Origin of the sequence: Providencia sp. PROV119 (assembly GCF_028482435.1) — a bacterium.
In the GTDB taxonomy this organism is placed as follows: domain Bacteria; phylum Pseudomonadota; class Gammaproteobacteria; order Enterobacterales; family Enterobacteriaceae; genus Providencia; species Providencia stuartii.
In genome coordinates, this window is the sequence record NZ_JAMPQL010000023.1 from 109,500 (window position 1) to 119,743 (window position 10,244).

The following is a 10,244-nucleotide window of genomic DNA, read 5'->3' on the forward strand; positions in this document are numbered from 1 at the left end:
CTGCATGGTAACGGAAAATTATCCGTCTGACACGCCTTTGAGGAGGGAAAGATGTCAAATAAATTGAAAATACTGGTGCTCTATGCACACCCAGATCCTGATGAATCCGTCGCCAATAAAGCTTTACTCAAAGCCGTTGAGGATTTAGAACATGTCACAATTCATGATCTGTATGCGACGTATCCTGACTATTTTATTGATGTGACGGCAGAGCAAAAATTGTTATGCCAGCACGATATTATTGTATTTCAACACCCACTTTATACCTATAGCTGTCCGGCCTTATTAAAAGAGTGGTTTGATAGGGTATTAACTCGCCGTTTCGCAACGGATATGGGATATCAAAAGCTAAAAGGGAAATATTGGCGTTCCATTATTACTACAGGGGAACCTCAAGAGGCCTATCAATACGGAGGGTATAACCATTACCCTTTGAGCGATATTTTACGGCCTTTTGAATTAACGGCAGCGATGTGTGATATGCAATGGTTAGAGCCAAGTGTGATTTATGCAGCACGTCGGCAAGATAAAAAACAGTTACAACAGATTATTGCGGGATATCGCGAGTGGATTCAACAGCCGCTACAAATTGGGGGGCTATCCTAATGGGGCAACTCGATATCTTTGAATCTGTGATTATTTTCTTGTGTGCTGGTGTAGTGATGGTGCCCATCGCACAAAAAATTCGTTTAGGGGCGGTACTGGGTTACCTTCTCGCAGGGATTGTGATCGGGCCATTTGTATTTGGCTTTATCCATAACGTTGACGATATTCTCCATTTCTCAGAAATGGGCGTTGTCTTTTTGATGTTTCTGATTGGATTGGAACTGAAACCATCCAAATTGTGGGAGCTACGCCGCTCAATTTTCGGGGTAGGAACGGCTCAAGTCGTTGTGACGGCTGCTTTAATGGCAGGTTTACTCTTTTTAGCTAAGTTCTCTTGGCAAGCTGCCGTTGTGGGTGGTCTTGGTATGGCGATGTCATCAACCGCAATGGCATTGCAACTCATGAACGAAAAAGGGATGTCCAACAAAGAGAGCGGGCAGCTAGGGTTTTCGGTTTTGCTATTCCAAGATATGGCGGTGATCCCGATAATGGCGTTGATCCCACTGTTAGCCGGCGATACAGCAAGTAATGATTGGTATCGTATAGGGATAAAAGTGGTGGCATTCGCTGGCCTTTGGGTTGTAGGACGCTATCTGTTACGCCCAATGTTCCGTCTTGCTGCAAAATCTGGCGTACATGAAATTTTTACCGCGGCGGCATTGCTCGTGGTGCTTGGCTCTGCACTGATTATGGAAAGCCTTGGCTTCTCTATGGCATTAGGTACGTTTATGGCTGGTGTAATGCTGGCGGAAACGGAATTTCGTCATGAATTAGAGATCAATATAGAGCCATTTAAAGGGCTATTATTGGGGCTATTTTTTATCTCAGTAGGGATGTCGTTAAATTTACAAGTCCTTTGGTCATACCTACCGCAAGTTTTGCTTGGGGTGTTGGCTTTAGTCACGGTTAAAGCATTGGTTTTATATATCTTAAGTTGGATAGCAAGATTACGCGGTGGCGCGAGAGCTCAATTTTCAGGGGTATTAAGCCAAGGTGGTGAATTTGCTTTTGTTATTTTTGCGACCGCCTCTGGGGCAAGCGTGATTGATGAAAGGCAAATGGATTTACTGTTAGTCGTCGTCACCTTGTCTATGATGACGACGCCACTTGTGATGCAGTTGATAGATGCCTACCTCAACTACCGTTATAATCGCCAGCCAACGTCCACGGAGAAGCCCTTTGTGGAAGATAACGACCCACACGTTATTTTGGTTGGCTTTGGGCGGATGGGGCAAGTCGTCGGGCGTTTATTGATGGCGAACAAAGTTAAAATTACGGTACTTGAGCAGGATGTCACGGCAATTAGTACCATGCGCCGTTATGGTTATACGGTGTATTATGGGGATGCGCGCGAATTACAACTGCTACGCTCTGCTGGGGCAGATAAAGCGAAGGCGATTGTGATCACGAGCGATGTTCCCGAAGAGGTCATGGAAATTGTTCATTTATGCCAAGAAAATTTCCCTAACCTGCATATTATTGCTAGAGCGAAAGGGCGCGTTGAAGCCCATGAATTATTGCAAAGCGGCGTTAAAGATTTCAGCCGTGAAACGTTCTCCAGTGCTCTAGAGCTTGGCAGCAAGGCGTTAATCAGTACGGGAATGCACCCTCATAAAGCCTATCGTGCAAAACAGCATTTTAGGCGCTTAGATATGCGGGTATTAAGAGAGATTATCCCTGAAAATGAAGGGGATAGTGGTCAAATTTCCCGTGTGAAAGAGGCTCGTAGAGAATTAAATGAGCTGTTCGAAAAAGAGATGCTTAGAGAGCACCGCCAGCCTCATAGCTGGAATCACGATGAATAAAGGATAGGACAATGTCGTCAACACGTAAGCGATTTATTGCAGGGGCAACATGCCCTAAATGTCAGTCACAAGACACTCTTATGATGTGGCGTGAAGATAAAATTGATGTCGTCGAATGTGTGAATTGTGGGGATCAGCAGCGCCAAGTTGACGATAGTGCAACGCCTCATGTACGCAAGCAGGAACAAGTTATCGGAATTTTTACACCTGAGTAAGAGAATTTTGTCAATTCTCAATACAGCCGTCTTGTTTTCCGGTACAATTAGCAAAATTTTTTCCCCCTCTATGGGTAGTAGGAGATGTCATGAAAGTAGCAAACGATTTGGTAGTCAGCTTGGCTTATCAAGTAAGAACAGAAGACGGTGTTTTAGTTGATGAGTCCCCGGCAAATGCGCCACTCGACTATCTACATGGCCGTGGTTCTTTAATTTCAGGTTTGGAAAAAGCGCTAGAAGGCCGTGCGGTGGGTGATCACTTTGACGTTGAAGTGGCATCAGACGACGCATATGGTCAATACGATGAAAATTTAGTTCAGCGTGTTCCAAAAGATGTGTTTATGGGCGTTGAAGAACTACAAGTTGGTATGCGCTTCTTGGCTGATACAGATATGGGACCAGTGCCAGTTGAAATTACCGGTATTGAAGGTGATGAAGTGATCGTTGATGGTAACCACATGTTGGCTGGCCAAAACCTAAAATTCAATGTTGAGATCATCGCAATTCGTGAAGCAACAGAAGAAGAATTAGCTCATGGTCACGCACATGGCGCTCACGGTCATGATCATGACCATGAAGGGGGTTGCTGTGGCGGTGGTCACGGTCATAGCCATGGCGAAGAAGGTGGTTGCTGTGGTGGTGGCGAAGGTCACGGACATGGTCACAAACACGGCGGTTGTGGCTGCCACTAATTAATCAATATTAAAAAAGGAAAGCATTGAAATAGCTTTCCTTTTTTGTTTTTATAATGGGTGAAAACTTAATAGTGTGGCGGTGGTGTTTCTTCTTCAGGCCTCGCAAGGTGCGAGGATTGTGAAGATTTTAGTCTTTCAGCCACAATACGGATATGCTCTTGTAATTTAGACAGTTGCATTTGTTGGTCCGTAATGACTTGGTTGAGCTGTTCTATCGTTACCTCTTGAAAAGCAACTTTGCTTTCCAAAAGCTCAAGGCGTTGTTCAAAAGCGTCCGATGAATCCATTTAGTGGCTCCTTATGGTTTTTCATCATAAAAAAATCATCATAATAACTGAACATTACAAATCAATAGATAAGTTTTAGTTAAAAGGATAGGCGTTGAAACCTCTTTTTGTTAATGTTGTCTAAGTAGTCAATTCTGTTGCTTACTATTCTATACTAAAGATTATGAAGTAAGTAACAACGCATACTTATAATAGATATCGGAGATTAGGATGAAATCACTGTTTAAGGCAAGTCTTCTGGCAACGACATTGGCGCTAGCTTTCGGAGCACCACAAGTTATGGCCGCTGAAACGACAACGAAAGCGCCAACAAGTAGCGCATTTAAATCAGCCGAAGAGCGTAATGCCTATGCGTTAGGGGCATCTTTAGGCCGCTATATGCAAAACTCACTGGATGAGCAGAAAAATATTGGTATCAATTTAGATAAAGCGCAACTGCTTGCAGGCGTTCAAGATGCGTTTAACAACAAAAGTAAAATGACGGATGCAGAAGTTGAAGAAACTTTGCGTCAGTTTGAAGGCCAAGTGAAAGAAGCAGCTGAAAAAAAAATGAAAGATGAGTCAGCGGCTAACGAAAAAGCAGGTGCTGAATATCGTGAAAAATACGCGAAAGAAAAAGGCGTAGTGAAAACGAAATCTGGTCTGTTATACAAAATTGAAAAAGAAGGTACTGGCGCTAAACCTAAAGCAGATGATACCGTTGTTGTTCATTATAAAGGTACATTAGTTGACGGTACTGAGTTCGATAGCTCATATTCACGTAATGAACCTCTGACAATCCCACTGAATTCAGTGATTAAAGGTTGGACCGAAGGTCTAGTTAACGTGAAAAAAGGCGGGAAAATCCAGTTAGTGATCCCTGCAGAACTGGCGTACGGTGAAAATGGTGTTCCAGGTATTCCTGCTAACTCCACACTGGTGTTTGATGTTGAATTGTTAGATATCAAGCCAACAGGCAAATAACTTTTAAGCAGTAGTTTAAAAAACCCAGCATTGTCTGGGTTTTTTACGTTAAGGCGGGATCAACTTATTTTTTGCGAAGAAAAAGTTAAACAAGATATAATAAATAATTAGTTGATTATACTGACATATTTAAGAAAAGCCATCTGGAATTTGATTTCGAATAAGTTTATTGATTATTTGCTAAAAATAATGCTTATTTTGTTTAAAACTTGTGATAAAACAAACTGTCTTGCATGCAATCGCTTGACGGCAGCGCCCCGTAGTTTTAACTTCACTATATAACGTTTTATTATTTCTTCGCCTTATTTACTGACGCTTTATAATGAAATGCAGGCAAAAGCCTCTAACAATTAACGCCTCATTAGTCAGATTGGTGAATTTTCGTACACTTGAAGGATGGTGTTTAAAAATGTCTAACTCAGTACTTTCAAATGATCACAGTGATATTAATTTACTTAATAATGAGCCTTTCACCCAAACCGATCATGAAATTCTAAAATCGTATGAAGCGGCCGTTGATGGCTTAGCTATGTTGATAGGTGCACATTGTGAAATTGTCCTTCATTCTCTGGAAGATTTAAAATGTTCAGCCGTCAGAATAGCCAACGGGCAACATACAGGGCGTAAAATTGGTTCACCAATCACGGATCTTGCATTGCGTATGCTGCATGACATGGCTGATGAAGAATCTAATGTATCAAAAGCCTATTTCACCAAGGCTAAAAGCGGTGATTTAATGAAATCGGTTACGATTGCCATTCGTAACCGCAATCAGCGTGTCATTGGCTTACTGTGTATTAACATGAATCTTGATGTGCCATTCTCAGAAATCATCAAAAGTTTTGTCCCTGAAGAGAAGCAAGATGTGACTTCAGACGTTAACTTTGCCTCCTCAGTCGATGATTTGGTTGCACAAACATTAGAATATACAATTGAAGAAGTTAGCTCTGATCGTAATGTGTCAAATAATGCGAAAAATAAACAGGTTGTCCTGAATCTTTATGAAAAAGGGATTTTTGATATCAAAGATGCGATAAACCAAGTTGCAGATCGCCTAAATATCTCTAAACATACTGTTTATCTCTATATTCGCCAGTTTAAGAGTGGGGAATGAACACACAACCTCTAACATACTGTTTGCTGGTGACCGGGCCTGCTTATGGTACTCAGCAAGCCGCGAGTGCTTACCAATTTGCTCATGCCCTTCTTGAAGAAGGGCATTGTTTAAAAACACTGTTTTTTTACAGTGAAGGTGTTACAAATGCGAATGCGCTCACTTCACCTGCCAATGATGAATTTAATTTAGTGAAAGCATGGCAACAGCTTGCTCAAAAGTCGGGTTGTGAAATGCATATCTGTGTGTCTGCTGCATTGCGCCGTGGTGTGGTCGATAAAGAACAAGCTGAGCTACTCTCCCTTGCTGTCAGTAACCTCGGTGATGGCTTTATCATGAGCGGATTAGGCAGTTTGGCAGAAGCAATGATGACGGCAGATCGTACTATCCGTTTTTAGGGCTTCCTCGTTATACTGCAAAAATAGCATGATATTGCAGTAGAAATGGTGACGTTCGTGGGGGATCCGTGCGAATGATGCCGTTACCTCAATGCCTAGCCGCATTTCGAATTATTTAGAGCAGATATGAAAAAATTCGCTTTTGTTTTTACATCAATGCCTCATGGAAATGCCAGTGGCCGAGAAGGGTTAGATGCCTTATTGGCGACATCAGCACTGACGGAGGATATTTCAGTGTTTTTCTTGTCGGATGGTGTGTGCCAGTTACTGGCAAATCAAAATCCCACTGAAATTTTAGCGCGGGACTATATTTCTACCTTTAAAATTTTGCCGCTTTACGATATCGACAATATTTACATTTGCTCTGATTCTTTAAAGGAAAGAGGAATTTGCGAAGAGAGTCGATGGATTGTGGACGCGAGTGTCATCAATTCGACACAAATTCGCGATAAATTATCCAAATGTGATGTTGTGCTTAAATTTTGATCTGTTGTAGGATCTTTTCTATGCTTTATACTATAGCAACTTCACCTTTTCATTGTGATTTCACGGCCATTTTGCGGCTGATTGCGCCAGATGATGCGGTATTACTGATACAAGACGGTGTGATTGCCGCGGTAAGTCAATCGACTCATTTACGTGAACTGCAACAAAAAGGTGCGCGAGTCTACGCATTAGATGCAGATGTTAATGCCCGCGGCTTGCAGAATATGATTTCAGAGCAGGTGTCTTTAGCCTCATATCGAGATTTTGTACAGCTCACAGTGAGTCATAAACAACATTTTGCCCTATAAAAGGGTTAAAAGTTGTATATTTCTTGACACCTGAGTCAGTCAGCAATAAAATTTCGCGTCCTCGTGTATCGTCATGTTGGCGAACGAGGTCGAAAATCCGTGTTTACGAAGCAAAAAAACCAGGAGCTTTTTTAATAATGGCAACTATTAATCAGCTGGTACGCAAATCACGTAGCTCGAAAGTTGTTAAAAGCAACGTTCCAGCACTGGAAGCTTGCCCGCAAAAACGTGGCGTATGTACTCGTGTATATACCACCACTCCTAAAAAACCAAACTCAGCACTACGTAAAGTATGCCGTGTTCGTTTAACTAATGGTTATGAAGTTTCTTCCTACATCGGTGGTGAAGGCCACAACTTGCAGGAACACTCCGTAATCCTGATCCGTGGCGGTCGTGTTAAAGACTTGCCAGGTGTGCGTTATCACACCGTTCGCGGTGCACTGGACTGCTCTGGTGTTAAAGACCGCAAACAAGCCCGTTCTAAATACGGTGCTAAGAAACCTAAGGCTTAATGGTTCTCCGTTAAGTAAGGCCAAACATTTTTAAACTTAATGTCAAAATACTCGAATCGAGTTTTGGGCAAACCTGAATTAAAAACGGAGTAATATCCATGCCACGTCGTCGCGTAATTGGTCAACGTAAAATTCTTCCAGATCCTAAGTTCGGATCAGAATTACTGGCCAAATTTGTGAACATCCTGATGGTAGACGGGAAAAAATCTACTGCTGAAGCAATCGTATATAACGCGCTTGAGACCCTGGCTCAGCGTTCTGGTAAGAGTGAACTTGATGCATTCGAACTTGCACTAGACAACGTGCGTCCGACTGTGGAAGTTAAATCCCGCCGTGTTGGTGGTTCAACTTACCAAGTTCCTGTAGAAGTTCGTCCGGTTCGTCGTAATGCACTGGCAATGCGTTGGATCGTTGATGCTGCTCGTAAACGCGGTGATAAGTCAATGGCTCTGCGCCTGGCAAACGAATTATCGGATGCAGCTGAAAACAAAGGTTCTGCTGTTAAGAAACGTGAAGACGTTCACCGTATGGCAGAAGCTAACAAGGCGTTCGCTCACTACCGTTGGTAATTTCACCACGTTAGTGTTTCTGAGGGTAGCTTTCTGCTACCCTTTAAATGATGAATTGAACGCCCACGAGAGAGGAAAAAATGGCTCGTCAAACGCCCATATCACGCTATCGTAACATCGGTATCAGTGCACACATCGACGCCGGTAAAACAACAACTTCTGAACGTATTCTGTTTTATACAGGTGTAAACCATAAAATTGGTGAAACTCACGAAGGTTCTGCAACAATGGACTGGATGGAGCAGGAGCAAGAACGTGGTATTACTATCACGTCTGCAGCGACTACTGCATTCTGGTCTGGTATGGCAAAACAATTCGAACCACACCGTATTAACATTATCGACACCCCAGGACACGTTGACTTCACAATCGAAGTAGAACGTTCTATGCGTGTTCTTGATGGTGCGGTCATGGTTTACTGTGCAGTTGGTGGTGTTCAGCCACAGTCTGAAACAGTATGGCGTCAGGCTAACAAATATAAAGTTCCACGTATCGCGTTCGTTAACAAAATGGACCGTATGGGTGCAAACTTCCTGCGTGTTGTTGATCAATTAAAAACACGTTTGGCTGCAAACCCAGTTCCACTTCAACTGCCAGTTGGTGCTGAAGAAGGCTTCACCGGCGTTGTTGACTTGATCAAAATGAAAGCGATCAAGTGGAGCGATGAAGATCAGGGCGTTACCTTCGAATACGAAGATATCCCTGCAAACATGCAAGAACAAGCTGAAGAATGGCATAACTTCCTCGTTGAATCTGCTGCTGAAGCATCAGAAGAACTGATGGAAAAATATTTGGGCGGTGATGAACTGTCTGAAGAAGAGATCAAAGCGGCTCTTCGCCAACGCGTTCTTGCAAGCGAAATTATCCTGGTTACCTGTGGTTCTGCATTTAAGAACAAAGGTGTTCAGGCAATGCTGGATGCAGTTATTGAGTACTTACCATCTCCGACAGATGTACCTGCAATCAACGGTATTCTGGATGACGGTAAAGATACTCCAGCGGAACGTCACGCAAGTGACGATGAGCCGTTCTCATCTTTAGCATTTAAAATTGCAACTGACCCGTTCGTTGGTAACCTGACGTTCTTCCGTGTTTACTCTGGTTTTGTTAACTCAGGTGACACTGTACTGAACCCAGTTAAAGCTAAAAAAGAACGTTTTGGTCGTATCGTTCAGATGCACGCTAACAAGCGTGAAGAGATTAAAGAAGTTCGCGCTGGTGACATCGCGGCTGCTATCGGTCTGAAAGACGTTACTACAGGTGATACTCTGTGTGCGGTTGATGCACCAATCATCCTAGAACGTATGGAATTCCCAGAGCCAGTAATCTCTGTTGCAATTGAACCAAAAACTAAAGCTGACCAAGAAAAAATGGGTATCGCATTGGGCCGTCTGGCTCAGGAAGACCCATCATTCCGCGTATCAAGTGATGAAGAAACAGGTCAAACTATCATCGCTGGTATGGGTGAATTGCACTTGGACGTTCTGGTTGACCGTATGCGTCGTGAATTTAAAGTTGAAGCGAACGTTGGTAAACCACAAGTTGCTTACCGTGAAGCTATCACTGCGAAAGTTACTGATATCGAAGGTAAACACGCGAAACAGTCTGGTGGTCGTGGTCAGTACGGTCACGTGGTTATCGATATGTACCCACTTGACAAAAATGATAAAGACGGCGTTCCAATGGATTACGAATTTATCAACGAAATCAAAGGTGGTGTTATCCCTGGTGAATACATCCCTGCCGTTGATAAAGGTATCCAAGAGCAGTTGAAATCTGGCCCACTGGCTGGTTACCCTGTTGTTAACATGGGTATTCGTCTGCACTTTGGTTCTTACCATGATGTTGACTCATCTGAACTGGCATTTAAACTGGCGGCATCAATCGCGTTTAAAGATGGCTTCAAAAAAGCGAAACCTGTTCTGCTTGAGCCAATCATGAAAGTTGAGGTGGAAACACCAGAAGACTACATGGGTGACGTAATTGGTGACTTGAACCGTCGCCGTGGTCTGATTGAAGGTATGGATGACATGGCAACTGGTAAAATTGTCCGTGCACAAGTACCATTGTCAGAAATGTTTGGCTACGCGACTGACCTGCGTTCACAAACGCAAGGTCGTGCTTCATACTCAATGGAGTTCTTGAAGTACAATGAAGCACCAAACAACGTTGCACAAGCTGTTATCGAAGCTCGTAACGCTAAATAATCGGTTTTAATCGATTTAACTACTTTAATTAAGTTCCTTCTTCACAGTGAAGAAGGAACTCCATAAGGAATAGAGTCGT

Annotated in this window: 13 protein-coding genes; 12 read left to right on the top strand and 1 reads right to left on the bottom strand. The window is 43.0% G+C overall.

Features of this window, described 5'->3' with window-relative positions:
• Positions 1–51: 51 nt before the first annotated feature.
• From kefG to slyD, 4 genes are all read left to right on the top strand, one after another.
• A complete protein-coding gene (gene kefG / locus PSF11_RS16960) occupies positions 52–606 on the top strand; it encodes a glutathione-regulated potassium-efflux system ancillary protein KefG (RefSeq protein WP_004923894.1) in 555 nt (184 codons plus the stop codon).
• Complete coding sequence (gene kefB / locus PSF11_RS16965; protein WP_004923898.1) at positions 606–2,411, top strand: glutathione-regulated potassium-efflux system protein KefB; 1,806 nt, start codon at positions 606–608, stop codon at positions 2,409–2,411. Before kefG ends, kefB begins: the two co-directional genes overlap by 1 nt.
• An 11-nt stretch (positions 2,412–2,422) precedes the next feature.
• Positions 2,423–2,626: a YheV family putative zinc ribbon protein gene (locus PSF11_RS16970; RefSeq protein ID WP_004923902.1), complete on the top strand. Its 204-nt coding sequence runs from the start codon at positions 2,423–2,425 to the stop codon at positions 2,624–2,626.
• An 89-nt stretch (positions 2,627–2,715) separates the two neighbouring features.
• The gene (slyD, locus tag PSF11_RS16975; RefSeq protein WP_004923903.1) at positions 2,716–3,318 is read left to right on the top strand and encodes a peptidylprolyl isomerase; all 603 of its coding nucleotides are present in this window, start codon (positions 2,716–2,718) and stop codon (positions 3,316–3,318) included.
• Between the two features lie 68 nt (positions 3,319–3,386).
• Here slyD and PSF11_RS16980 read toward each other — a convergent pair whose 3' ends face one another.
• Positions 3,387–3,608, bottom strand: coding sequence for a SlyX family protein (locus PSF11_RS16980; protein WP_004923904.1), 222 nt, complete (start codon positions 3,606–3,608; stop codon positions 3,387–3,389).
• Between the two features lie 210 nt (positions 3,609–3,818).
• On the opposite strand from PSF11_RS16980, the gene fkpA reads away from it, so the two are divergent.
• From fkpA to fusA, 8 genes are all read left to right on the top strand, one after another.
• On the top strand, positions 3,819–4,571 hold the full coding sequence (gene fkpA, locus PSF11_RS16985; RefSeq protein ID WP_004923907.1) for an FKBP-type peptidyl-prolyl cis-trans isomerase: 753 nt from the start codon (positions 3,819–3,821) through the stop codon (positions 4,569–4,571).
• Positions 4,572–4,980: 409 nt separating this feature from the next.
• The gene (locus PSF11_RS16990) at positions 4,981–5,685 is read left to right on the top strand and encodes a helix-turn-helix transcriptional regulator (protein WP_014656963.1); all 705 of its coding nucleotides are present in this window, start codon (positions 4,981–4,983) and stop codon (positions 5,683–5,685) included.
• On the top strand, positions 5,682–6,083 hold the full coding sequence (tusD, locus tag PSF11_RS16995) for a sulfurtransferase complex subunit TusD (RefSeq protein ID WP_014656962.1): 402 nt from the start codon (positions 5,682–5,684) through the stop codon (positions 6,081–6,083). The genes PSF11_RS16990 and tusD overlap by 4 nt, the downstream gene beginning before the upstream one ends.
• Positions 6,084–6,209: 126 nt before the next feature.
• Complete coding sequence (gene tusC / locus PSF11_RS17000) at positions 6,210–6,569, top strand: sulfurtransferase complex subunit TusC (RefSeq protein WP_004923916.1); 360 nt, start codon at positions 6,210–6,212, stop codon at positions 6,567–6,569.
• Positions 6,570–6,589: 20 nt separating this feature from the next.
• A complete protein-coding gene (gene tusB / locus PSF11_RS17005; protein ID WP_004923919.1) occupies positions 6,590–6,877 on the top strand; it encodes a sulfurtransferase complex subunit TusB in 288 nt (95 codons plus the stop codon).
• Positions 6,878–7,014: 137 nt separating this feature from the next.
• The gene (gene rpsL, locus PSF11_RS17010) at positions 7,015–7,389 is read left to right on the top strand and encodes a 30S ribosomal protein S12 (protein ID WP_004923923.1); all 375 of its coding nucleotides are present in this window, start codon (positions 7,015–7,017) and stop codon (positions 7,387–7,389) included.
• Positions 7,390–7,487: 98 nt separating this feature from the next.
• Positions 7,488–7,958, top strand: coding sequence for a 30S ribosomal protein S7 (gene rpsG / locus PSF11_RS17015; RefSeq protein WP_004923925.1), 471 nt, complete (start codon positions 7,488–7,490; stop codon positions 7,956–7,958).
• Between the two features lie 80 nt (positions 7,959–8,038).
• A complete protein-coding gene (gene fusA, locus PSF11_RS17020) occupies positions 8,039–10,165 on the top strand; it encodes an elongation factor G (protein WP_004923927.1) in 2,127 nt (708 codons plus the stop codon).
• The last annotated feature ends 79 nt before the right edge of the window (positions 10,166–10,244 follow it).

Coding starts and splice junctions, on each gene's coding strand:
- tusB (WP_004923919.1), top strand. CDS start 6,590: ATGCTTTATACTATAGCAACTTCACCTTTTCATTGTGATTTCACGGCC.
- slyD (WP_004923903.1), top strand. CDS start 2,716: ATGAAAGTAGCAAACGATTTGGTAGTCAGCTTGGCTTATCAAGTAAGA.
- PSF11_RS16970 (WP_004923902.1), top strand. CDS start 2,423: ATGTCGTCAACACGTAAGCGATTTATTGCAGGGGCAACATGCCCTAAA.
- PSF11_RS16980 (WP_004923904.1), bottom strand. CDS start 3,608: ATGGATTCATCGGACGCTTTTGAACAACGCCTTGAGCTTTTGGAAAGC.
- fkpA (WP_004923907.1), top strand. CDS start 3,819: ATGAAATCACTGTTTAAGGCAAGTCTTCTGGCAACGACATTGGCGCTA.
- fusA (WP_004923927.1), top strand. CDS start 8,039: ATGGCTCGTCAAACGCCCATATCACGCTATCGTAACATCGGTATCAGT.
- rpsG (WP_004923925.1), top strand. CDS start 7,488: ATGCCACGTCGTCGCGTAATTGGTCAACGTAAAATTCTTCCAGATCCT.
- tusD (WP_014656962.1), top strand. CDS start 5,682: ATGAACACACAACCTCTAACATACTGTTTGCTGGTGACCGGGCCTGCT.
- PSF11_RS16990 (WP_014656963.1), top strand. CDS start 4,981: ATGTCTAACTCAGTACTTTCAAATGATCACAGTGATATTAATTTACTT.
- kefB (WP_004923898.1), top strand. CDS start 606: ATGGGGCAACTCGATATCTTTGAATCTGTGATTATTTTCTTGTGTGCT.
- tusC (WP_004923916.1), top strand. CDS start 6,210: ATGAAAAAATTCGCTTTTGTTTTTACATCAATGCCTCATGGAAATGCC.
- rpsL (WP_004923923.1), top strand. CDS start 7,015: ATGGCAACTATTAATCAGCTGGTACGCAAATCACGTAGCTCGAAAGTT.
- kefG (WP_004923894.1), top strand. CDS start 52: ATGTCAAATAAATTGAAAATACTGGTGCTCTATGCACACCCAGATCCT.